Source organism: Mycobacterium sp., from assembly GCF_049647605.1.
Classification (GTDB): Bacteria; Actinomycetota; Actinomycetes; order Mycobacteriales; family Mycobacteriaceae; genus Mycobacterium.
Window position 1 is genome coordinate 22,033 of the sequence record NZ_JBARXZ010000124.1, and the last position, 23,343, is coordinate 45,375.

23 protein-coding genes are annotated in these 23,343 nt (G+C 63.4%); 15 read left to right on the forward strand and 8 right to left on the reverse strand.

Annotated elements, in window-relative coordinates:
* Complete coding sequence (locus WBB07_RS16480; protein WP_526309467.1) at positions 1-1,689, reverse strand: hypothetical protein; 1,689 nt, start codon at positions 1,687-1,689, stop codon at positions 1-3.
* Positions 1,690-1,808: 119 nt separating this feature from the next.
* Here WBB07_RS16480 and WBB07_RS16485 point away from each other — a divergent pair, with 119 nt between their 5' ends.
* Positions 1,809-2,450, forward strand: coding sequence for a phosphatase PAP2 family protein (locus WBB07_RS16485; protein ID WP_526309498.1), 642 nt, complete (start codon positions 1,809-1,811; stop codon positions 2,448-2,450).
* Here the strand turns inward: WBB07_RS16485 and WBB07_RS16490 are convergent.
* From WBB07_RS16490 to WBB07_RS16510, 5 genes are all read right to left on the reverse strand, one after another.
* Positions 2,404-3,894: a bifunctional phosphatase PAP2/diacylglycerol kinase family protein gene (locus WBB07_RS16490; protein WP_526309468.1), complete on the reverse strand. Its 1,491-nt coding sequence runs from the start codon at positions 3,892-3,894 to the stop codon at positions 2,404-2,406. The genes WBB07_RS16485 and WBB07_RS16490 overlap by 47 nt on opposite strands.
* Positions 3,895-3,917: 23 nt before the next feature.
* Positions 3,918-4,880, reverse strand: a complete 963-nt coding sequence (locus WBB07_RS16495; protein ID WP_526309469.1) for a hypothetical protein — start codon at positions 4,878-4,880, stop codon at positions 3,918-3,920.
* Positions 4,873-5,790 carry a DUF5631 domain-containing protein gene (locus tag WBB07_RS16500; RefSeq protein WP_526309470.1) on the reverse strand — a complete coding sequence of 306 codons (918 nt, stop codon included), beginning with the start codon at positions 5,788-5,790 and terminating at the stop codon, positions 4,873-4,875. Before WBB07_RS16500 ends, WBB07_RS16495 begins: the two co-directional genes overlap by 8 nt.
* A 1,986-nt stretch (positions 5,791-7,776) precedes the next feature.
* Entirely contained in the window at positions 7,777-9,393 is a 1,617-nt protein-coding gene (locus WBB07_RS16505) for a hypothetical protein (protein WP_526309471.1), read from the reverse strand.
* Complete coding sequence (locus tag WBB07_RS16510) at positions 9,390-9,845, reverse strand: hypothetical protein (protein ID WP_526309472.1); 456 nt, start codon at positions 9,843-9,845, stop codon at positions 9,390-9,392. The genes WBB07_RS16505 and WBB07_RS16510 overlap by 4 nt, the downstream gene beginning before the upstream one ends.
* Before the next feature lie 299 nt (positions 9,846-10,144).
* On the opposite strand from WBB07_RS16510, the gene WBB07_RS16515 reads away from it, so the two are divergent.
* The 9 genes from WBB07_RS16515 (at position 10,145) to WBB07_RS16555 (ending at position 17,119) form a co-directional block, all read left to right on the forward strand.
* A complete protein-coding gene (locus WBB07_RS16515; protein WP_526309473.1) occupies positions 10,145-10,456 on the forward strand; it encodes a DUF2563 family protein in 312 nt (103 codons plus the stop codon).
* Positions 10,441-11,904, forward strand: a complete 1,464-nt coding sequence (locus tag WBB07_RS16520) for a putative alpha/beta hydrolase (protein ID WP_526309474.1) — start codon at positions 10,441-10,443, stop codon at positions 11,902-11,904. Before WBB07_RS16515 ends, WBB07_RS16520 begins: the two co-directional genes overlap by 16 nt.
* A 24-nt stretch (positions 11,905-11,928) precedes the next feature.
* The gene (locus WBB07_RS16525) at positions 11,929-12,306 is read left to right on the forward strand and encodes a hypothetical protein (RefSeq protein ID WP_526309475.1); all 378 of its coding nucleotides are present in this window, start codon (positions 11,929-11,931) and stop codon (positions 12,304-12,306) included.
* Between the two features lie 850 nt (positions 12,307-13,156).
* A complete protein-coding gene (locus WBB07_RS16530) occupies positions 13,157-13,495 on the forward strand; it encodes a hypothetical protein (protein ID WP_526309476.1) in 339 nt (112 codons plus the stop codon).
* Positions 13,496-13,547: 52 nt separating this feature from the next.
* The gene (locus tag WBB07_RS16535; protein WP_526309477.1) at positions 13,548-13,787 is read left to right on the forward strand and encodes a hypothetical protein; all 240 of its coding nucleotides are present in this window, start codon (positions 13,548-13,550) and stop codon (positions 13,785-13,787) included.
* A 23-nt stretch (positions 13,788-13,810) separates the two neighbouring features.
* Positions 13,811-14,188: a hypothetical protein gene (locus WBB07_RS16540; RefSeq protein WP_526309478.1), complete on the forward strand. Its 378-nt coding sequence runs from the start codon at positions 13,811-13,813 to the stop codon at positions 14,186-14,188.
* Between the two features lie 85 nt (positions 14,189-14,273).
* On the forward strand, positions 14,274-14,891 hold the full coding sequence (locus tag WBB07_RS16545) for a L,D-transpeptidase family protein (RefSeq protein ID WP_526309499.1): 618 nt from the start codon (positions 14,274-14,276) through the stop codon (positions 14,889-14,891).
* A 105-nt stretch (positions 14,892-14,996) separates the two neighbouring features.
* A complete protein-coding gene (locus tag WBB07_RS16550; protein ID WP_526309479.1) occupies positions 14,997-16,301 on the forward strand; it encodes an HNH endonuclease signature motif containing protein in 1,305 nt (434 codons plus the stop codon).
* A 437-nt stretch (positions 16,302-16,738) separates the two neighbouring features.
* Complete coding sequence (locus WBB07_RS16555; protein WP_526309480.1) at positions 16,739-17,119, forward strand: phosphotriesterase family protein; 381 nt, start codon at positions 16,739-16,741, stop codon at positions 17,117-17,119.
* A gap of 53 nt (positions 17,120-17,172) precedes the next feature.
* Here the strand turns inward: WBB07_RS16555 and WBB07_RS16560 are convergent, their stop codons facing one another.
* Positions 17,173-17,628 carry a nuclear transport factor 2 family protein gene (locus WBB07_RS16560; RefSeq protein ID WP_526309481.1) on the reverse strand — a complete coding sequence of 152 codons (456 nt, stop codon included), beginning with the start codon at positions 17,626-17,628 and terminating at the stop codon, positions 17,173-17,175.
* A gap of 33 nt (positions 17,629-17,661) precedes the next feature.
* Between WBB07_RS16560 and WBB07_RS16565 the strand changes: the two genes are divergently transcribed.
* Together WBB07_RS16565 and wrbA are read left to right on the forward strand one after the other, a co-directional pair.
* Complete coding sequence (locus WBB07_RS16565) at positions 17,662-18,420, forward strand: DUF3159 domain-containing protein (RefSeq protein ID WP_526309482.1); 759 nt, start codon at positions 17,662-17,664, stop codon at positions 18,418-18,420.
* Positions 18,417-19,016 (forward strand): NAD(P)H:quinone oxidoreductase, encoded by a 600-nt coding sequence (wrbA, locus tag WBB07_RS16570; protein WP_526309483.1) that lies wholly within the window; start codon positions 18,417-18,419, stop codon positions 19,014-19,016. Before WBB07_RS16565 ends, wrbA begins: the two co-directional genes overlap by 4 nt.
* On the opposite strand, the gene WBB07_RS16575 is transcribed toward wrbA, so the two are convergent.
* Entirely contained in the window at positions 19,006-19,593 is a 588-nt protein-coding gene (locus WBB07_RS16575; RefSeq protein WP_526309484.1) for a TetR/AcrR family transcriptional regulator, read from the reverse strand. The two genes, wrbA and WBB07_RS16575, sit on opposite strands and share 11 nt — an antisense overlap.
* A gap of 38 nt (positions 19,594-19,631) precedes the next feature.
* Between WBB07_RS16575 and WBB07_RS16580 the strand changes: the two genes are divergently transcribed.
* From WBB07_RS16580 to WBB07_RS16590, 3 genes are all read left to right on the forward strand, one after another.
* A complete protein-coding gene (locus WBB07_RS16580; protein WP_526309485.1) occupies positions 19,632-20,861 on the forward strand; it encodes a hypothetical protein in 1,230 nt (409 codons plus the stop codon).
* Between the two features lie 164 nt (positions 20,862-21,025).
* Positions 21,026-22,849 carry an Hsp70 family protein gene (locus WBB07_RS16585; RefSeq protein ID WP_526309486.1) on the forward strand — a complete coding sequence of 608 codons (1,824 nt, stop codon included), beginning with the start codon at positions 21,026-21,028 and terminating at the stop codon, positions 22,847-22,849.
* A gap of 74 nt (positions 22,850-22,923) precedes the next feature.
* Positions 22,924-23,331: an Rv0313 family protein gene (locus WBB07_RS16590; RefSeq protein ID WP_526309487.1), complete on the forward strand. Its 408-nt coding sequence runs from the start codon at positions 22,924-22,926 to the stop codon at positions 23,329-23,331.
* The last annotated feature ends 12 nt before the right edge of the window (positions 23,332-23,343 follow it).

Sequence of the window (23,343 nt, forward strand, 5' to 3'; positions counted from 1 at the left end):
TCAGGCGTAGCGCAGTCCGGACTGTCCTTGGTGGTGGAGCAGGAAGTTCGGGTCGAAGCTGTCCCACAGGTCGGCGTAGAACTGCTGCTTGGCGGCAAAGCCGGCTTCTTCCATGTTGAGCAGATCGGCGATCTGGTCAAAGCCGTAATACAGGATCGAGATGGGACCCGTTGTCAGCAGCAGCTGGTTGACGGCGATCTGCGCGGCGGCCTTGTTGCCGCTGAGCGCCTGGAAAACGGCCGGGAGGATCCGGGTGACGGGCACCATCACGTTCACGAACGGCACCATCTGGCTACTGCGGTACACCAGCTCGAAGCCTTCGCGGTAGATTTCGCGAACCGGTGACGGCAGGATCAGCATCACGAAGTTGCGGGCCTGAATCAGCGGTTGCGGCATACCGATCGGATCCGGGTCATTGGGGCGGAACGGGTCCGAACCCGGGGCATCGGTGCCGGCGGTGCTACCCACGGCCGCAGCAAGTTTCACCGCCACCGTGGTGCCCGGCTCTTGGGGCTGCCCGGCGCTCGGCGAGGACGGCGACATCGGCAACCCGGACGAGCCCCGATTGTGCAGCAGCGCAAACGGATCGAGGATGTTCCAGGTCGTCGCGTAGAAACCTTCTTTGAGTTGCTGCGCTTCGTACTCGAGGTTGATCAGGTCGGCGATCTCGTCGTAGCCGTAGTAGAGCACCGAGATCGGGTGGATCGTCACCAGCAGGTTGTTGATGATGCGCTGGGTGGCGTCGCGGAACAGCACCGGGTCACCGGTGTTGAGGTTCGGCAGTTGGCCGGCGATGTTGATCACCGGGATCACGGCGTTGACCCACGGGATCATCTGGCTGCCGCGGAATGCGGCCTCGAAGCCTTCACGCACAAACGGCTGCAGGAACGGCACACCGTCGAAGGCTCTGATCACCGTCTGCTCGAGGTTCCACAGCACCCCGGGCATGTCGTTGGGGGCGGGCTCGGGCGGCATCGGCCGGAACGGATTGGGGCTCCACGGCACCGGACCGGCGGCAACGGGGCCGTCCGGATCGGCCTGCGCCGCGGAGGTGGCCCGGGCGGACGGGGGCAACGGCTTGGCCAGCACGGCGGCGGCCTCGCTGGCTTTGGTGCCGAGGTCGCTGATCGGCTGGAACACCGGCTCCGGCGCGGTGGGCTCGGTCTCGACCGGCTTTACCGGCGAGGTGTTGGTGTCGGGGGTCTGGGTTTCGGGGAGCCCAGTCTCGGGGAGCTGCGTGACGGGAGCCCCCGTCCCGGGGACCACCGTGTCGTCGGTCTCGGTCCTGTCCTTGGACTGCTCGGACTTCGATGGGCGCGCCGTGCCGAATTGCCTGGTCAGCTCCTTGACGGCCGCTGCGGGATCGAATGTCGGCTTACCACTGGTGCGCTTGGGACCGGCCTCCGCAGAGTCCTCGGAGCCAGCGCCTTTGGTGCCTGTGGAGCCAGCGCCCGCGGAGCCAGAGCCAACGGCCTTGACGCTGTCGCGGTCGGCTCTTGCGCCGGCCTTTGTGGCTTTGTCGGTCTTCGAGTCAGCTTTGGACTCGGTCTTGGAGGGCGAGCTGCTCGACGACGAACTGCCGTCGGCGTCGGCGTGGGCGATGCCCTGGCCCGAAACCGCGATGGCCGCGCCCACACCAGCGGCTACCGCCGCGCCGCTGAGGTAACCGAGGTACTTTGCTGACGACATTCTTGTCCCTTCGTTGGCAAAGGGGATCGTAGAGGGTCCGAGCAAATTCGGCACGTCCTGACTGTGATACCTGTGTGAGGGTGGGTCGACGAACAGGGGCGGCGGCGCTGGCCGCGATCATGGTCTACACCGCGATGTGGATCGGCTATCTGCAGGATTGGGCTCTGCCTGCAGCGGTGGATTCGTGGCTTCTCGACGCCTTTTATCCGATCGGTGCCGAGCATCCGGCCTGGGTGACGGCCTGGAACGTCTTCTGCACCGTCCTGGGCCCGCTGGGGTTACGGATCGTCGGCGTTGTTGCCATCATCTGGTTGTTGGTACGCCGCCAGCTCCGTCCGGCCCTGTTCCTGGTCATCAGTGTGGAGCTGAGCGCGTTGGTGACCGAGGTCGCCAAATATCTGGCCGACCGACCTCGTCCGGAGACTGCGTTGGTGACCGCGTATGGGACGTCGTTTCCTTCGGGGCACGCACTCGGTGTGATGGTGGCAGTGCTGGCGTTCCTGACGATCCTGTTGCCCGTTGTCGGCGTGCGCTGGCGTACCCCACTGATCGTCGCTGGTGTCGCTGTTGTGGTCCTCATCGGGCTCGGACGGGTGGTTCTCAACGTCCATCACCCGTCGGATGTGCTGGCCGGCTGGGCGCTGGGTTTTGTGTGGTACTTGGTGTGTTTGTGGCTGGTGAGGCCGTTGCCGGCGATTACTGACGCCGATGTTGTTACTGGCGCGGACGGAAAACCGCCAGTGCCCGGTACTGGGAGCTGAAACTGACCTTGTCGAACTCTTCGCCGATTTCCCCGTCGTGGGCGACGGGGATGGGGCCGCCGACCGATTCGAACGAGAACTCGGGGACCTGCAGTTCGTGGTAGAGCGGGCTGCGCGGGAGTCGGCCCAGGGCCAGCGCGGTCAGGATTCTGGTGCGCGCGAAGCGTTTTCCTGTTTCGAGCAGTCGGATGTCGATGAGGCCGTCGTCCATGCGGGTGCGTCGGGACGGGGCGAATCCGGTTGGCAGATAGACAGAGTTGCCGAGAAAGAACAGCGATGTCTGCACGGTCTTGTTGTCGTAGCGGATGGTGACCGGCGAGTCGCGGCGCAACGTGTGCAGCATCGCGTACACCCCGGCCAGCGGTTTACCCACCCGCTTCTCGTACTTTTCGCGGGTTTGGACAAAAAGCGGGTAGGCGCCGACGCTCGCGGTGTTGATGACGATCTGCTTCTCGTTGATGCACACCAGGTCGACGCGGCGGACGCTGCCGTCGCGGATGGCCTGGACGGTCTTGGCTACGGTGTCGCAGCCGATGTCCTTGGCGAAGTGGTTGAAGGTGCCTGCCGGGAACACCGCAAGCGGCAGACCTGCCTCGACAGCGGCGGCAGCAGCTGCCGACACCGTCCCGTCACCGCCGCCGACACCCAGGACTTCGGCACGGCCGGCGGCCTCGCGCAGCACTTCGGCGGGGTTGTCATCGGGACCGAGTTCGACGATCTCGGCTCTGGGGAGGGCCTCGCGAACCTCGTCGATCACCCGTTCCCCAGTGCCGCTGCCCGATGCCGGATTGACGACGAGGACAACGCCCGCGCCGTCGGGACGACGAAGGGTCGGAACGTAAAGGGGTTCGGTTGAGGGGAGAGCGGTTTCGACGACCGGCGGCACGAGACGGCCACCGAGTACGGCGATTCCAGCGCCGATACCGAATCCGGCCACCACGTCGCCGGGGAAGTGTGCGCCGGTAGCCACCCGAGACAGGCCGACCAGGCCAGCCAGCAGGGCCAGTCCGAATCCCAGCGGCGGGCTCTCCAGACCCACTGCGACGGCAAACGCGGCCGCGCTGGCGGAATGGCCGGACGGCAGGGAGCTCGATGTGGGAAACCTGCGGATCTGGCGGGGAAGCGGCACCGAGGTGCGAACCGGGCGGGGCCGCTTCCACACGCGCTTTGCCATCTGGTTGGTGAACAGGCTGGTGACACCGAGGGTGGCGATGCCGCGAGCCGCACCGCGGGTCGCCTTCGGATTGCCTGAAGCGGTCAGCGCTGCGGCGATGACAAACCACAGCTTGGAATGGTCGGCCGCGCGCGTCAGCGGCGGCATCAGCGTGTCCAGCAGCGGTGTCGGTGAATTCGCGATCGCCTCGAACACTTCCCGGTCGAGTGTGCCCAGACCTTGCGTGATCTGGCGGATACCCCGGGTGCGTTGCCACGGCCAGCGGTTCATTCACCCACCCTAGAGGTCGGAACTCACCGGCCCTTTTGTTCGCCGTCGGTTTTGGGGTCGGCCCGGTCGTTAGGGACGACGATCCGCCTGGTCGACACCGGTTTGCCGTCGACGTTCTTGCTGACGGTCGGAGCGGCCGGCGGGGGAGTGGTGATGCGACCCTGGACCGGGGCACCGTTTTTGACAGTGGGGGCAGATACGCGTTTTGTGTCGGCTTTGTCGTCCTTGGAGCCTTGCCCGCCGCCGGCCATGCCGCCGGGCGGCATCATCGGGTAGCCGCCCGCCCCACCCATCGGGGCAGCGGTGTGTGGTGCCGATGCGGGCGCCGGCGGTGCCACCGAGGCCCGGCCAGACGTCGGGACGGTCGCCCCTGTAGGTGTGGCGGCCGGACCGAGGGCCGACATCGGCGCAGTGCCCATACCGCCGCTACCACCACCGCCGCCGGAACCGCCGCCCCCCGCGCCGGCGAGTTCACTGTCGCCGGCCAGGAACTCGTCACCGAGGCCCGCGGCGCCCAGGTCCTCCGGGCTGACCTCCCCGCCGGCCTTCTGCATCATGCCCATGCCCTGCTGGAGCAGCTGCTGACCTGTTTGGGCGAGCTGCTGCGGGATCTGCGTCAGCGGTTGGATGGCACCGCCCAGTGCGCCCGAGACGGCGCCGGCGACTCCGCCGAGCATCTGCGGGAGCTGCTGGGCCATCTGCGAAGCCTGTTGCAGGCCTTGCATTTCTGCTTGCGCGGCCTCTTCGTGGGCGGGGAACTTCTCCATGGCTTCTCGGGTGAGCGCCTGGCGTTCGGCATGACCTTCCTGCGCCTCGGCATTGTCCTTCGGATCTCCCTGGTTGGCGGCCAACGCAAGCACTTGGAGTAGCTGCTCGATCGGTGAGCCGCCCGTGGTGAGAATGTCCGAGGTGATCGGCGGCGGCGCGGGCACACCGTTGGCTTGCGCCCAGCTCTGCAGATCGAAGACGATCCGTTCTTCAGTCATGTTGTTCCCCCTGCGGAGCCATACTCAGCGCCTGGAACCAGGCGAAGTGATACTTCAGCGCAGTCTTGTCCTTGGCGATGAGACCACTGATCGCGGCCAGTAGCTGCCAGTTGCCGACCTCGGCAGGATCCACGTCATCCGGGTAACCCTGCAGGACTGTGGTCTTGATGGCGGTGAGGTGGTCGTAGAGCAGGTCGGCTTCGGTGTCGAGGATGCCGGTGTCGGCGATGCCAGCTTTGGCCAGGGTGTGGGCAATGCGGGGGAGGCCATCGCGCCAGTTGGTGGCTTGGGTGAGTTTCCAGTTGAGTTCGTCGATGTCGGGGACGTGGCGAGCGCGGTAGGTAATATCCACGGGGTCAACGTCTTTGGTTGGTGGGAGGTAGTGGCCCGGGGTCCAGGTGGCGGTGATGGTGGTGTCACCGAGGAGGCGTTCGAGGTTGCCGCGTCGCTTTTCGGGTGCGAGAACTGTCAGGCCTTTGGGGATGCTGATGTGTGGGGGGATCCAGCCGCTGGCCAGGTCGGTGACGAGGATGGTGGTGCCGTCTTCACGGTCGCCGATCGCCCATCTGAGTTTGGGTTCGTGTCTGGCAACAGCTTCCAGGAGGCGGTCGAGGCGGGCCTGGGCTTGCGATTGCTGTGATGCCGCACCCGCGGCGGCTCCGGTGGTCGCTGAGGCCAGGGCTGTTTCGGCGAGGCCTGTTGGTGGTGTTGCCTGGGGGGTGGTGGTGGGTTGTTGGCGTACGACGGCGGGTTGTGAGCTGGCGGCGGTGCCGCTGGCGGGGCTGACTGCTGCGGAGGTGGGGGCGGCGGCTGCCGGTGGTGCTATCGGCGGGGTCGCTGCGGCCGTTGGGCGTAGGTCGGAGCCGTAGGCGGGTAGCGGGCCGGCTGCGGCCGGGGTTGGTGCGGCCATGAGGGGTGGTGCGGCTGCCGGAGCGACGGGCGCGGCGTACATGGTGTTCGGGTGTTCCACAGGTGCAGCCGGCGCTGGTGGCGGGGTCGAATATTGTTGGGGCGCTTCGTAAGCAAAGTTTCCGGTGCCGGCGGTGGGGGCGGTCGGGATGGGTGCCGGGGTGTGCGTCTGTGCTGTGGTGGAGACACTTTGCGAAAGTGCTTCTGCGCCCGCTGATGCCGGGGCTCCAGCCCGCATGCCGCTGTTGAAGCTTTGCACCAGACTGTCGGAGGTGAGCGGTGCGCTGCCCTGGCTCAGTGAGCTCAGTGACGGTGCTTGTCCGGCAATGCTTCCGGTGCTCGCGCCGGCGCTTGTGCCGAAGTTAGCGCCTGGGCCTGCTGCCGCGGCGCCAGGCCCTGCGACGACCCCGGGGGTCGTCATGGCGGCGGGGGATGCCTGCGGGATTGGTTGCGCAGGAGAGGGAGCGCCAGCGCCTCCAGCGGACAGACTTGCCATTGTTTGAGTGTCAGCGCGGGTAGCAATGTCGGTCGGGACCGGGGCTGGAGCTCTTCCGGCTACATCCTGGGTGAAAGTATCCTGCGCTACAAGGGTCTTAAGGGGGACGGACTCTGACGTGTGATCGAAGCTCTCTGCTAGGCCGTCAGTACCTAGCGCGGTTTGTCGGGCGGAGAGGGAGCTAAAGGAATCGCCTTCCGGCCTTGTCGGCTTCAGCATTTGCTCTACCTTTTGCTTCAACGATTTCTCATCCAGCGGCGTCACTCGCGGATTCGTATCGAATCCGTTGGCTTGTAGGAGGTTCTCAATAGTTTCTTGGTAGCCTTCCCTCTCGATAGTGGATTCTGCCGCTGCCAGGATCTTGGTGCCAAATATCTGGGAGCTCCGTGAGGCCTGAAAATTGGACATTGCGATAATTTGCATAATTGGTGTGACCTTGTCAATTATCTCTGCGCTCTCCTGCACTGCTTCGATGGATTCATTTCCATTCGCTGCCAGCGTGCTCAACGACGATCGAAGGCCTTCCAGGGCGTCGACGGCTTCTCGGTAGCTCGCAGATTTGGCGTGATTCGAGTCAGAAATGAGTGCAGCTTGCGATTTTCCTTGCTGGAACGCATTCACGGCGCCCGTAGCAGTGTGGCCTTCCTGCTCGGCGAGGGTGTTCGAGATCGTAGCGCCAAGCACACGTCCGTAGTCGTCGTATGCGATAGATATGGAATTGCGGTTCTCCGCCGAGCGAACCGCAGATTGTACTGAGGAGGTGGACGGCCACCAGGCACCTACGAGAAGTGCTGACCATTCACCAGGCGGTAAGTCGATCATTCGCAGGCTCGGGTGACTCGCAGGTCGGCTGCGTCGAGACGTGCGAAAACCTCGTCCAGCTCAGGCTGAGAAGCCTCTGATATCTGCAGTAATGTGCCGTTATTAAATGAAATCGCAACGTCCTCAACGGCCTCGATCAGATCTTGTGGAGCTGCCGGATTTTGATCAACAGTAGCGCGGAGATAGGTGGCGCTAACTGTAGCTCCAACGCGCACATTGAGAGATAAGAGTCCACGGACGTTGGGATCATCGCTCGTGCGGCTCGCAGCGGTTCGGGTAGCGCGATCGATCAAAGTGTGTGCCGCACACACAGCTACCTTCGCGTCGGTTATTTGCTGCTGGGAATACTGAGGCGCAGACGGCGCTGGTGGTGGACTAGCCGGGACGCCAGGAGTCCTAAGCCAAGACGCGGTGGCTGCCAGGATGCCTATAAGACCTACGATGATGCCGATCACTAGCTGAGCACTTGATTGCTTCGGGGCAGGTGGAGGTGCGATGGGAGGCGCAGTCGGCGGTTGCCATGATCCCCCCGGTGTGGCTTCGTATGGCGACCCAGTCATGTCCTGATGGTATCGGTGATTGCTGTTGGCGCCATTCACTTCTTGTCTCTTTGACTCCTTCGCCGAGTCCAAGGGCCCGTAGTTGTCGTATCGAGATCGAGGCTAGGAATCAGGCGCAGCGTGTCGGGTCTTGCTTTTGACCAGTGTGAGCGGATTGCCTGGCGGGGTTCACGTCTTTGGCGGGGGCCCAGGTGATGTCGGTGAGGCCGGTTGGTGGTGTTGTTGCGGGGGTGGTGGTGTGTTGATGGCGTACGACGGCGGGTTGGGCGCTGGTGGCGGTGCCGCTGGCGGGGCTGACTGCTGCGGAGGTCGGTGCTGCGGCGGCTGGTGCTGGAGGTGGGGCTGCTGCAGCGGCGGGGCGTAGGTCGGAGCCGTAGGCGGGTAGTGGTCCGGCGGTCGCTGGTGGTGGTGTGACCATTGGTGGGGGTGCTGCCGCGGCTGGTGCGATGGGGGCGGCGTACATGGGATTCTGGTGTTCGACCGGTGGGTGTGCTGGTGGTGGGGTCGAATACTGTTGGGGTGCTTCGTAAGCAAAGTTTCCGGTGCCGGCGGTGGGTACTGTCGGCGATGACGGTGGCGGGGTGTGCGTCTGTGCTGCATTCGAAACGCTCTGTGAAAGTGCCTCTGCGCCAGCTGATGCCGGTGCTGCGGCCTGTATGCCACTCGTGAAGCTTTGCGCCAGGCTATCGGGGGTGAGCGGTGCGCTGCCCTGGCTCAGTGAGCTCAGTGACGGTGCTTGTCCGGCAATGCTTACGGTGCTTGAGCTTGTGCTTGCGCCGAAGTTAGTGCCTGGGCTTGCTGCCGCGGCGCCAGGCCCTGCCACGACTCCGGGGGTGGTCATGGCGGCTGGGGTGGGTGTGGCAAGCGAACCAACTTCGGGGAGCGTGACGACAGAAGGATCCGGTTGCACAGCAGAGTTCTTAAAGAACGAGGGGGTGTTGCCGGCTTGATCCCCCGCCAGGGTGCCGGTCAACGTGGGCGGATTCGACGCGGATGCATTTTGGTGCGCGGCACTAACTTCTGTTGTTAGAAGGGAGGGTTCAAGGATAGATTGAGGGCCGTCGACTTCAGCGTTCCGCGCGTTGTCAGAGCGGCTGCCAGTGGGATTCTTCAGAAGTTGTTCGATCGCGGGCTTGAGTCCATCACTCTTTAACGCGCGAGCATTGCTGCCGACAAGGTTAATAGCATTATCCCGCGCAAACTGCTCGACGGTTCTCGAATCGTTCTCGTTGGCAAGAACCTGTTCGATCGCTGAGGCAACTGCCGATGTGAATGTACTCGATTTGTGAATTGCTTCGTTGTTCGCTCGGCGAATAACTTCAGCCGCTTTTGCATATTTTATTGCCATACTAGCATCGCTTAGCTCGATCGCGCGAAGCTCGGAATTTCCCCATGTGGTAGTGCTGCGAAGAGCGGAACGAAGTTCTTCTATGGCATGTGCAGATGCGCTGTATTGTGCGCTCTTCAGTTTGTTCTTTTCTGATGTGACCTTCGCGAGAGTTTCACCGTTTTTGAATTTATCCTTTGCGGAATTTGCAGCGTAACCTTCCTGGCATGCAAAGGTTCCATTGCGTGTTTGGTAGAGATGGTATGCATACGCGTCATACGAGTTACTGATTTCTCTGCGATTGAGACTGGCGTTTGTAGCTGCCTCAATGGAAATCGAGCTGGGCCACCAAGGTCCGACTAAGAGGGCCGACCACTTTCCCTCTGGGTAGTCCGTCATTCGCAAGCTCTGCCCACCGTTGCGTCAACATCGTCAAGCTTTTGATACACGCGCTCGAGACGTTCCTGATCAGCGTCCGAGAGGTGGAGTAGCGTCATCTCGCCGTATACTGATATCAATTCTCTTATAGATTCTTGAAGCGTTTCGGGTGCAGCCGGATTTTGATCGAGTGTTGAGTTCAGATAATCTGCGCTCGCGATACTTGAAAGTCTGGTGTTGATAGCAATGATGAATTTCATATTTGGATCATCACTAAACTTGCTTCCGGCTACGGCGCCAGCTTCATTCACGAGTGTACGGGCATTGCACACTTTTGTGACAGCTGTATTTATCTCCTGCTCGCTGGGTCCCACTGCTGCGGTTGGGCTGGGTTGATAGCGTCCGTCCGTAGGCCTGAACCAGGAACCCGTGGAGACCGCCAGCGCGATGGCGCCGAGCGAGATGGCAGTCAAAACGAGTACGCGTGACTGTTTTGGGGCCGCCGGGGGCCGAATAGTCGCTTGCGAGGGAGGTGGTGGCCAAGCCCCCCCGGGCGCGACTCCGTGTGGTGAGTCAGACATAACAGCGATGCTATCGCCGATGTGCGATACCGCCATTCACTTTTCGCTAGGCCGACGCGGTGCTGTTGCCGGTACCTGGGGTGCCTTAGGAACTCGTGCGCTGGTCAGCCTTAATTCCACTCCGTAGTGAATTGACGGCCTGGGTTTCGTTAGTACCTTCGGTTGCAGTTGTTTGCTGTGAGGGGGTGGTTGTGGAGGTCGAGGTTGAGGTGATGCGGGCGGGTGCGAACCGTTCGTACACTGCTGCGGGGCTTGCCGATGAGGGTGCGCAGAAGTTGGGGCGTGGTGTGGTCGCGTCGGGCATGTTTGGTGGGTTCGCCGCAGCTGGTGATTTTGAATGCATTTTGTCTGATGCGCACGGTCAGCATGTGGCGCAATTGCGTAGCCATGAGGGTCGTCTTGGGGTGCTGGGGGACAAGGGGCATGTCGCGGCGTCAGCCTTCGTCGAGATGGAGCAGCGTAATGCTGCGGCGTTGCGGGCGGTGGCGTGGCCGATTACCTGAGCCTGACTCATATTTCGGTCGCGGACCTGATAGGAGGCGGGGACCCGTGGCGGGTTGACGAGACTCTGCAAAGCGGTGATCCGGGGCAGATCGCTGAGCTGGCTAGCGCGTTTCAGTTCGCCGGAGGGTGTACGCAGGAGACCTGGGATGAGTGGGTGCAGGCGCGTGAACGGTTCCATGCCTCGTGGAATCGAGAAACGGGTGAGCATCCGATCGATGAATCTGCGGAGGTGCAACGTGCGACGTCGCGGCTGTTCGTGCAGAAGGATCAACTGCCTTTGATCGCTGTCGATCTGCAGAATATCGCTGCTGATCTCGCGGAGGCGGAAAGTCAGTCGGGGGCGAAGCTCGACGAACTCAACGGACAAATGAAGTTGTTGGACCACTGGGTCGGTCAGCGCGTCGCCGACGACGAAGACTGGTCGGACTTACTGAATGAGGCGAAGAAACTCACGACAGTGGCTTTTGGCGATGTGGACCGGATCCGGGATCAGTACACCGACAAGTTGGAGGCGGCTGCGTACAACCTTCGACTCAAGCACGGTTATGACCCCGCCGGAATCGAAGACATCGATGGTGACCGTGAGGTCAGTCCAGAAGAGCGTGGCCGCACGGCGCCGGAGCATTATGACGCGAATCAGCGTGTCAAGGACGAAGCCTTGGTCAAAAATCCAGGACCAAGGACACCCGAAAAAGACGCAGCAGAAGCACGATTGCGAGATTTTGCCACCACTAGAGACCCCGCGGCCAGTGCAGATTCGCGATCGTTAGCCGAACAGAGACTTGACGACTTCCGCATGGCCAACTTCGTTGGCCCACTGCCTCGCGATCCGCTCACTGGCGTTGACGCGCGCGAGAGAGCGCAAGCACGGCTGGAACTGCAGCGCCAATTTGAACAGGGTTTCTACGGTGCTCCACCCCAGGCGCCGGACCAAGCCACGCAACTCCTGAACGACGGAGAGTCTGCGGGCCGCGTCAGGCTTACTCAGCAGACGTACGACACCCTCATCGCAGCAGGTATGTCCAGTGACGGGGCACAGAGGTGGATTGGGAATGTGGCAGGCACTGCAGGAAATTTAGCCACCGGAGCAAGAGCGTGGGCCGACGGGATTCCTCGTGGTGAGCATGCGCGCTGGACAGACTATCTCAGCCCCAAAGATGCTGAAGTTTTTGGGAAAATTGCAGGGCGCGTCACGAGGGTTACAGATGTGGTCCAGCTTCTTGGCGCCGCAGAAGCTTGGGTGAACGGTGACGAGCACCGAAACGAAATGGCGGGCAGAGCGTTAGGTGGTATCGCTGGTGGCACTAGTGCGGCATGGCTGGCGGGGCTTGGCGCGGCATCCCTCACCGGACCCTGGACGACAGCTGCACTGGTGATTATTGCTGGTGCGGGCGGTGGTCTCCTGGGCACCGCTGGCGGCGGTGTGGTCGGCAGGCAGTTCGATTAGGTGCGCTGTGCGGAAGGCTGATGTATGAAAGAGATTCATTACCTCGCGGCCAGCGGCGTCACCTCGGCGTCGGTGTGGTTCTGGTTCGGTGTGGTTGGGCTGGTAGTTGGCGTGATTGGCAGTCTGTTCCCGATGTGGAAGTCGGCTAAGGTGTCGCCGGACTCGCTCATGCGTCGCTCTTACTGGTTCGGATCAGCGGTGTTCGTGGTTTGCATATTCCTTACCCAGGTGCCGAATTGGAAGAACGCCACTTTTGGTGCGTGCGCCTTCGGGCTCAGTCTGCTGTCGATCGCCTTCTTTCGAAGTTCACATATCAAGATCGGTGGCCGGATCATTGCCGCTCTTCCGTCTTACCGTCGCCCCGACCGACCGCCAGCGCTCAGCGAACAGGCTCGAGATTGACGCTGCGTAGGCGACGTTTCCGGTGCGGTCGGCCCTGGCAGAGTGCTTCTGCGCCGGCCGATGTGGGTGCGCCTGCCTGCATGCCGCTGGTGAAGCTTTGGGCCGGGCTCAGTGGTGCGGTGCCCTGGCCCAGTGAGCCCAGTGACGGTGCTTGTCCGGCAATGCTTCCGGTGCTCGCGCCGGTGCTTGTGCCGAAGTTGACGCCCGAGCTTGCTGCCGCGGCACCTGGGCCTGCGACGACCCCGGGGGTCGTCATGGTGGGGGTAAACACCATGCCGGGAGGTGCTGCCGTTGCTGCACCCAGATTGCTTACTTGGGACATGTCGGCAGGGAACAAATGCGGAGGTTGGCCGACCGCTCCAAACTGAGTGCTCGATGATCGGCCGAGGTATTCATTGCTGAACTCGTGTGCCATCGGTGGTGCGCGATCAACTGAGGGTTGCGTGACCATCGACGGAGATACCGGGTCCTCGGACGCGGTGTTCCCTATCGTCCCAACCCACTATCCAGCCGGTTGGTTTGCTTACTGCCAATGATGCTGCTGCCCTTCAGAAAGTGGTCGGCAGGATCGGAAAGGTTGGCGAAGCCTACGAGCTCGCGAATGCGTTGGTCGCGTACCCCAGCGGTGGTGGACACCGTAACGAGGAGCTCTTGGGAACGCTTGGCAGCTTGGTTGGGGGAGGAGACGCAGCGTGGGGCACGGCTATGGTGGCCGGTACGTTTTTGAATCCTTTTGCTGCGGCGGCCGCAGTTAGATTCGCAGCCTATTACTCAGTGGCAAAGGTGAAGAAATCGGTAGTCAGATCGGTGGCTACATTGATTCTTCGCGAGGCTGAGGAGGAGCAGTGACATGTCAGATGGCTTCTTCTATGCGGGTGTCTGCGTCCTGTGTGCCGCTATCGTCTGCAGCCTCTTCCCGTTATGGAGATCCGCGACGCTCTCGCCAGACTCGATTGAGCGCCGCGTTTACTGGTCGGGTTCTGCCCTGGCGGTGCTCTTGATCTTTATGTCGCAACTGCCTGGTTGGCGCGCCGGACTTTTCGTGAGTGGTGGCGTTTTGTTGGCAGTGTTGGCAATCGCGGTGAACTGGACCAGTCACCTCAAGATCAACGGGAAAGTGTATGCCCTTGCGGCAAGCCGCCGAGGACCGGACCGACCACCGGCCTTGAGCAACGACGCGCTGAATTGACCGTATAGATGACTCGTGGACCTTCTCAAGTGGTATCGCCAAGGTGTCGGGCTTGGTGCAGATCGCAATAGCGATCGACGACTTCAACCAAGGGGGTGATCAGAAATGGGAGAAGGCTGGTAATGCTGCAGGTGGCATTCTTGGCGGTACCAGCGCGGCTTGGCTTGCGGGACTGGGCGCTGCAGCGGTGACTGGGCCGTGGACAGTAGCAGCGGTTGTAATTATCGCCGGCGCTGCCGGAGGGCTTGGAGGAACGGCAGGCGGCGGGGTGATCGGCCGGCAGTTCGACTAGGGCACAGGAACTAGGGCTTAAAAGTGGACACAACTTCCTTCTTGGCGGCAGCAGAATGGCTTCCGCGCACATCGCTGTGGTGGATCGGTATCGCAGCGTTGGTGATCGGCGGTGCCGGGAGCGTGTTTCCCTTCTGGAAATCGGCAGAGATCTCCCCGGACGCCATCATGCGGCGCTTTTACTGGACGGGCACGTCGATCTGCACGTTGTGCATCTTCCTGTACGGTGCCCCAAATTGGGGTGGCGCGGTCTTCGGTTCGGTCTTGTTCGGGTTGTGCTTCGTGTTCAGTGCTTTCTTCCGCAGCTCACACATAAAGATTCGCGGTCGAATCTTCGCAGCATCGGCCGAACACCGCCGTCCCGACCGGCCACCCGCGCTCAGCGACGAGAAACGTGTCTAAACCTTGACTTGACCCTCAGTGGCGCGGGCCGAACGATGGAACCATGCGCCGACACCTGCATGCGTGGCTCGCGGCTGCGTGCGCAATGGTGCTCGTGCTGACGACGGCACCGCCGAGTTCGGCACAGTACACACCATGGTTCGCCACCGGAGTCGGCGGTGCCACGCAGGTCCTGGCCGTTACCGGTGCGGGCGGCTCGGACGCCAAGATGGATGTCTGGCAGCGCACGGGCGCCGGCTGGCAGCCGGTGAGTGCGGGAGTCCCGGCCAAGATCGGCTCCAAGGGCATGTCGCCGGACCATTATGAAGGGTCCATGCTGACGCCGACGGGCATCTACACACTGGACTTCGCTTTCGGCACTGAGCCCAACCCGGGCGGCGGGCTGCAGTATGTCCAAGTTGGCCCCGACCACTGGTGGGACGGCGACGTCAACAGCCCCACCTACAACACCATGCAGGTCTGCCAAAAAGGCCAGTGCCCGTTCAGTTTGTCCGGAGGCACCGAGAACTTGCAGATCCCGCAGTACGCCCACGCTGTGGTCATGGGTGTCAACAAGGCCCGCACCCCAGGCAAGGGCAGCGCGTTCTTCGTGCACAGTGCCACCGGCAGGCCGACGGCCGGATGCGTCGCCATCGACGACGCAACCCTGGTCAGCATCATGCGGTGGTTGCAGCCCGGGGCGATGATCGCTGTCGCTGACTAGTCGCGAGGTCTTGCCGTCTGGCTGTGGACTCACGCGGCTGACACTGAGTTGGTGGACGGATTCAGGGGTCCGATTTTTGTCGGACCCCTCTGCTTTCATGGGTATATGTCTTCGACCGCAACATCTTTGGCTGCTGCTGGGGTGAGTCCCAAGCAGCGGCTGGAGGCGTTCTTCGACAGGCTCGCCGAACTCAACGGCCAGCGCAACGCCATTGACGGCGAGATCGTGGAGATCATCTCCGAGATCGACCACGACGGGTTGTGGGGCAACACCGGGGCCCGGTCGGTCCCGGCACTGGTGGCCTGGCTGCTCGGAGTGTCCTCAACGAACGCCAAGGCGATCGCGACGGTGGCGCACCGGTTGCCGGAGTTTCCGCGGTGCGCCGCGGGGATGCGGGAAGGTCGTTTTTCGCTGGATCAGATCGGGGTCATCGCCGACAAAGCGCCCACCGGCTCGGATGAACATTTTGCGCAGCTGGCCGACAGCGCCAGCGTCAACCAACTACGCACCGCGATCAAACTGCAACCGAAACCCGAACCCGAACCCGAATCCGCGAGCGAACCCGAGCCGGAAGCGTCACCGCAGCCGCGGGCGGAGGCGCCGCGGTCGATCACCCAGACCTGCGATGAGGATTCCACCACCTGGCACATCACCCTGCCGCATCACGAAGCCGCCGTCTTCGACGCCGCCCTGCGATCCCATCAGGACAAGCTTGTCGCGGACTGGAAGCGTGAGCACGCCGACGCGGCGGCGCAGGACACCTCACCGCTGGTAACCCCGCCGTTTCCGAATGCCGTCGACGGCTTTCTGAGCCTCATCCAGGCCGGGTGGGATGCTGACGTCGCTGCCCGGCCGCATGGGCAACGCACCACCGTCGTCGTGCACGTCGATGCCGACACGAAAGTCGGGGCACTGCACCTGGGGCCGCTGCTCTCCGACGATGACCGGCAGTACCTTTCCTGCGATGCGACCTGCGAAGTGTGGTTTGAACGTGCCGGCCACCCTATCGGTGCGGGCCGGGAGACCCGCACTATCGGCCGTCGACTGCGCCGGGCGTTGGAGCACCGCGACCACGGCACCTGCGTCGTCCCGGGCTGTGGAGCCACCCGAGGTCTGCACGCCCATCACATCATTCACTGGGAGGACGGCGGATCCACCGACCTGTCCAACCTGGTGTTGGTCTGCCCGTTTCACCATCGACTGCATCACCGCGGTGGCATCACCATCACCGGCCCCGCCGAACACCTCACCATCACTGACGCGTCGGGTCGCAGGCTGGAACCAGGATCGTTGGCTCGACCACCGACCACACAGCCACCTGATGTTCCACCGTGCGCCGGACCAACCGGAGAACGCGCCGACTGGTGGTGGTGCAACCCACTCGAACCACCACCTACCAGCGCCAATTGAGGTGTGAGGTTGGTCCCTGATGGTGGACATGGGGTCAGGTGGATGGCAACCGAGTGTGGCTTCCGCGCAACGCCGAACGGGCTGATCGTGCCGAGCCACCGACTGGGTGGGCAGTGTTGGTGGATCAGTTCGATCCCGTCGCTGCCAGGGAGCTCAACGGCTTCCGGTGCATTGGATGAATCAACGGTGGAAATTCTGATTGCACGGTGTCCCAAAATAATTGGACGCGCCTGCTGCCTCCTGGTTTGGTCGATTGGGGGCACGTGGCGGCAACGGGCGAAGCGGTCGAGTACTGCGGCTGATATCAACGACCAGACAACTCAGACAAGGGCCACCTGAATCGGGACCAGGCACTCGCCGGTTGCGCAGATCATCGTGCGTCTGATGACCTGGACCGAGTCCGTCGATACAGGAAGTCAGAAGGAAAACCGTGCCGCATGATCGAAACCGTCACCGGCCCAATGGAACCGAGCGAGCTAGGGTTCACCCTCCCGCATGGGCAGATCTTCATCAACCTCATGCCCGAACATCGGGGTGACGGTCTGCTCAACGACAGCGAGCTGATGGTCAACGAGCTGATCACCTACCGCGAGGCCGGCGGACGGTCGGTGGTGGAGACCACCAGCGGCGGCCTCGGGCGCGACCCGCGCGGCCTGAAAGCCGTCGCCGCGACGACGAAGGTGTCGAGCTGCGGCCCGTCATCGTCGGGCACAGTGAGTCCGTCCCGGACCCGGCCTGCCATGTGGCGTTGGCGCAGCGGGGGCCTACGTGCAGTTTCCTTCCCCGCCTCGCCGCCGCAGGCATTTCCGGAGACCTGATCTCCGCGTTCACTGTGGAGAATCCCGCCAGGGCGCTGACCCCGCAGTGAGCGTCAGGCCAGTGCGGCTCCGGGGGTCAGCTTGAAGTCCAGGCCCTTCAACGACATTGTTGCCTCATACGTGCGGTCATAGCCCGTCGACGCGATCTTCCACCCAGAAGCGGTGCGCCGGTACGTGTCCTGGTAGAACCCCGCCCCGATCAGCATGAAGTCGAAGTCGGTGACGATCACCCGGTCCTGCAGGTACCACCTCGCAGTGGCCGTATCGCCGTCGATGGCGATCTCGGGGTGGGCGACTCGATGCTCGGTGATGACATTGGCCGGCAGCGATTTCTTCATGTATTCGACCAGTGACGTCCGATCGGAGAAGTGGTTCTGCTCGCCGATCGACGAGCCGTAGTTGCCGACGACATCCTCGGTGAGCGTGTCGGCAAAATCGTCCCAGTGCTTGGTGTCCAACGCCCACATATAGCGGTACTTCACGGTCTCAATGTCTTCGCGATCACCCATGCAAGAATATTTAGCACGACTTAGAGTCACCCCGTGACCAAACTTCTCGACGGGTATCTGAAGTCGCCGCTGTCGGGCATCGCACCGTGGATCGTGTTCGCGGTGTTCGCGACACCAGGTCGGTTCGAGATCGCGGTGTGCACGGCCCTCGGTCTGGCGCTGGCGACGCTGTGGTTGGGCCACCGGCGCGGACTCGGGGTCTATGCGCTCGACGTGCTGGGTGTGCTGTTCTTCGCGGTGTTGGCCGTCGTCGGTCTGGTCGTCGACGACGACGCCATCAGGTTCCTCGAGGTCTGGGCGGGGGAGGGCACCAACATCGTGCTCGCGGTGTTTGTCCTCGCCACGATCGTCGTCCGGAAACCGTTCACCTTGGCGTATGCCAGGAAGGAAACCCCCGAAGAGTATTGGGAAAGCCCACTTTTCCTGCGGATCAACTACCGCATCTCCGGAGTGTGGGCCGCCGCCTTCATCTTCAACGCGGTCGTCGGGTTCATCGGGGATGCAGTCCTGAGGGATCCGGACAACTTCTGGACCGCCTGGGTGCTGCAGCTGGCGGCGATTTTCTTTGCCATCGGATTCACCGAGTACTACCCGGACGTAGCCTCCGGTGACAAGTCGGCGTCGCTGATCAAACTGTTCGACTGGGTGCCGATGTTCGTTCTGATCGCTGGCATCTTCGGTTGGGTCACCGACGCGCTGCCCGACACCGCAGGCATCGCCATGATCGTCGTGGGTATCGTCGGTAATGCGTTGGTCAGCAAGCTGTCTCCGAAAGAGGAGCCCCAAACATGAGCAAACTGTCCATCATCTACTACTCGGCCACCGGCCATGGCACCACGATGGCAAAGCGCGTCGCCGACACCGCCGAAGCGGCCGGAGCGCAAACGCGGCTGCGGCACATTGCCGAGACCCGGGACCCGGAGAGTTTTGCCGGTAACGCCGCCTGGGTGGCCAATTATGAAGCGACGAAGGATCTTCCGGCTGCCAGCGGCGAGGATATCGTGTGGGCCGATGCGGTGATCTTCGGGACGCCGACGCGGTTCGGTTCCCCGTCTTCACAGTTCCGGACGTTCATCGACAGCCTCGGTGGGCTGTGGGCGCAGGGCAAGCTCGCGGACAAGGTGTACTCGGCATTCACGTCATCGCAGACCGAGCACGGCGGGCAGGAGACCACCCTGCTGGCGCTCTACATCTCGCTCATGCACTTCGGCGGCATCATCGTTCCGCCCGGTTATACCGACGCGGCGAAGTTCGTCGACGGTAACCCGTACGGCGTCGGGCATGTCACCGGCCCGGAGAACAAGGCGGAGCTGTCCGAGGCCACCGTTGCCGCACTCGATCACCTGGCCACGCGTGTCGTCTCGGTGGCCGATCGGCTCACGAACTGAGGTAGCGGATCGCCATGTCTACCAGCGTGCGGCGCTCACGCTGCCAGTCGATGGGCTGATTGACGATCATCTCCGCGAGCACCATGCCGCGCAGTGCCGCCCAGATGACTTCGGCGACATCACGGTGTGCGGGATCGTCGGAGATCAGCCTGCCCAACCCGCCGAGGGCGTCGTTCATGTCCATCAGGTGTTTCATCGAAGCCTCGCCGCGGGTGGCGCGCAGGATCTCGAAGGCTGCCATCGAGGTTGGGCTGCTGTAGCAATTCCAGGCGATGTCGACGACGGTTTCGATCCGTTCCGGCAGTGGGAGGTCGCTGACCTGGGCCGTCGACAGGCTTTCCAGCAGTTTGGCCACTCCGTCGTCGACCACCGCCATGAGCAGGCCGTTGCGGTCGCCGAAGTGATACTGGATGACACCCCAGGTGACGCCGGCACGTTCGGCGACGTGTTTGGCCGTCGCCGCGGGAAAACCCTCCTCGACCACGCAACGCACCGTTTCGTCGATGATCTTGGCGCGCGTGTCATCACCACGCTTGCGTGGAGCCGAGGTGTTCCGGGTGGGGCCTGCACTTGTCATCGTTGACTTTATAACATTGTCGAGTCTATGTTTGGGACGTGACTGCAGCCCACAGCCGTTACGCGTCGCTGTCCAGGGATCAGCTCGCCACCCTGGTGCCCGAGCTCCTGCTCATCGGTCAGCTGATCGATCGCTCTGGAATGGCCTGGTGTATCAGCAGTTTCGGCCGTCAAGAGATGCTCCAGGTCGCAATCGAGGAGTGGATGGGCGCCAGCCCGATCTACACCAGGCGGATGCAGAAGGCGTTGAAGTACGAGGGCGTCGACGTCATCACCATCTTCAAAGGGCTACAACTCGACATCGGTGCGCCGCCACAGTTCATGGACTTCCGCTACACCGTGCACGACCGGTGGCACGGCGAATTCCATCTCGACCACTGCGGCGCCCTGCTCGACGTCGAGCCGATGGGTGACGAGTACGTGCGCGGCATGTGTCATGACATCGAAGACCCGACGTTCGATGCGACGGCGGTGGCCACCAATCGGCGGGCGCAGATCCGCCCGATTCACCGGCCGCCACGGATGCCCGCCGACCGTCATCCGCACTGTGCTTGGACCGTGACCATCGACGAGTCGTACCCGCCGGTCGAGGATCACCCCCATCTGGCGCTGGTGAGCGAAAGTGCGGCGGCCAGTTGGGAATTGACGCCAATCGATCCCGATGACGTCGGCCAGGCCGACTATTCGGGGGCGCTGCTGGCCGATTTCGACTTTGCGAGTTACTCCCACTCGGCGCTGGTGCGGATGGCCGACGAGATCTGCCTGCAAATGCACCTGTTGAACCTGTCGTTCATCGTTGCGGTGAACAAGCGTGCGAATGAGACACTGGCGCAGGAGATCTGCACCAAGCAGCTGACGGGCCTGGCCGGAGTAGCCGCCGAGCGCATCCACAGGGCGCTCGGGCTGCCTCGCGGAATCGAGGGCATACAACGGGTTCTCGAACTCCATCCGCTGATGAACCCGGTCGGCTACGTCGATGCCGAGATCGCCGACGGCCGGGTGCAGGTGCGACGGTCCGCCGCCCACGACGACGGTGCCTGGATAACGTTGTGCACACCAGGGTCGACGCGGCCGCTGCAGGCCGTCGCCACCGCCGTCGACCCCCACGTCGTGGTGGAGGTCACCGGCACCGACACCGAGTGGGCCGCCGAGTTCCAGCACAGTGAGACCGCCACCAAAGACCTTCCCGAAGTCGAGGTCGCCAAATTCAGTGGCGGCGCGACATTCCAGTTCGAACCACGTACCTCATTGCCGCTCACAGTCGTTTGACGATGCATCCGGTGCACTGAGCGACCACCGCTTTACCGGCCGTCAATTTCGAGTTTGTCACGGATGAGCTACCGCTGAGCTGGGCTGCGGGTGTCGGATTGCCCGCCACGCGGCCCTAGCGGTTAGGGTGGCCTCTCGACCGCAGCGAGTACAAGGTGTAGCCAGTGAGCGACCCCTACGGGTTGTCAATCGGAACAACGAACCTGGTCGCGGCGCGTGTTGGAGCCCAGCCCGTGACGCGCCGCTCTGTGGTGACCCTGTACGGTCATCGCCCCGCCGAAGTCGGCCTACCGTCAGACAACCCGAATCTGACCGAACCGGGGCTGGTTCTGCGTGGATTTGTCGAACGGGTCGGCGACCCCGTGCCACTGGTGGCGGTCGACGGCTCGCCGCATCAGGCTGACCAGCTCTTGGTGGAAGCCCTGGGCGCGATGGCCGACGCAGCGGGCGCCCTCAGCCCGGCCAGCGACGTCGTGATTGCGGTGCCCGCGTACTGGGCGCCGGGCGCGGTCCGCGCGCTGGACACCGCGCTGCGTGGCAACCGCAAGCTGGCCCCCAGCGGGGTGGCGCCACGGCTGATCTCGGACGCAGTGGCTGCGCTGACCGCACTCCAGGTCAATCCGGGGCTGGCCAGTCGCGGCCTCGTTGCGCTCCTGGATTTCGGCGGTAGCGGAACCAGCATCACGATTGCCGACGCGGCGGCCGGGTTTCGGCCCGTCGCCGAGACGGTGCGCTACGCGGACTTCTCCGGCGACCAGATCGACCAGAGCGTGCTGACAGCGGTGCTGGCCGACCTGTCCAACCGCAACGATGTGGACCCTGCTGCGACGGCGGCCGTGGGGTCGTTGGCCCGGTTGCGGGACGAGTGCCGGCGGGCCAAGGAGCGGTTGTCGGCCGAGACCGCCACAACGGTCAGCGTTCAGCTTCCCGGCATCACCACCGAATCCCGGATGACGCGGGCCGAGCTCGAGACCCTGATCCAGCCGGCGCTGAGCGGGGTCCTTGGCGCGCTCGACGACGTGTTGCAGCGCAATCGGATCAGTTGGTCTGATCTGAGCGCTGTCGCGACAGTCGGGGGTGGCGCCTTGATCCCAAGCGTCACCCAGCGTCTTTCGGAACGTTCGGCGGTACCGGTGGTGACCACCGCGCTGCCCTCGCTGGATGTCGCCGTCGGCTCCGCGTTGATCGCGGCGCGCGGACCGGACGCCGATGCGCCCACCGGCCTGTCGACTGCGCTCGGTGATGCCGCGACGTCATCGCTCGGGGTCGGCGCAGGCGGTTGGGTTTCGGACCCGAATGCACCGGGCTCGTCGACGTTCCGCGCACTGGCCTGGTCGCAGGACGACAACAGCGTGGCCGACCCGGTGCCCTACGAAGGCGACTACGAACCGCCGAACCCGTATGCGTTGGAAACCGGTTCGCGTCCGCAGATCGAATACACCCCGGCAACAGGCACTTTCGAGGAGCCTCCGTCACGGCCATGGTACCGGCTGCCGCAGTTGGCGCTGGCCGCCGCAGCGTTGATCGCGGTGGTGGCGCTCGGCGGTGTCGCCTATACCTTGACCACAGATTCGACGAGCACCGATACGACGCCGACAAGCGTGCGGCCACCGGTGCTGACCAGCGAGGTGCCGCCACCCCCGCCGCCGCCGGAGACCACGCTGCCGCCGCCGCCTCCGCCGGAGACGACGTATGTTCCGCCCCCGCCGGAGACGACGTACATCACCGTCACACCGACGGAGGTGCCTCCGCCGCCGCCGGAGACCACCACACCGCCGCCGACCACAACTACGACGACGCCGCCGGAAACGACGACAACCACCACGACGACGCCACCGGAAACGACGCCGCCGACAACAACGCCGCCCACAACAACCACCACGACGCTGCCGCCGATGACAACAACGCACCTGAACATTCCGTTCCTGCCGGTGCCGATTCCGATTCAGGTGCCGAATCGGGAGTCGCAGCAGCAGCACGTCCCCTGACGCCGGAAGCCCGCGCTTCTGTATCCAAACTCGCAGTTCAGCGTGGGGCTTGTCGGCGGTGGCACACTGGAGAAATGAGCAGCAGCAACAATCCCTTCGGGTTCGACCCCGAGGACTTCGACCGGATGGTCCGCGAGGCCGGTGAGGGTTTGCGGGACGCCTTCGGCCGGGTCCTCAACACTTCTGGATCCCAGCGTGGTGGCTGGAACGTCTTTTTTGACCAGGGCGGTTCTCGACCGCGGCCCGAACCCGAAACCACCGGTGACACCGGGGACGGAGTGTGGGCCATCTATACCGTGACGGGTGACGGGGCCGCGACGGTCGAGCAGGTGTTCGCCACCGAACTCGACGCCTTGCGGGCCAACAAACACAACACCGATGCCAAGCGCAAGGTGCGATTCCTGCCCTATGGCATCGCCGTCAGTGCGCTGGACGAGGCCGATACTGTCGTCGACGAGGCGTCGACCGACGAAACTTCGTAGCCGGCGCGTGCA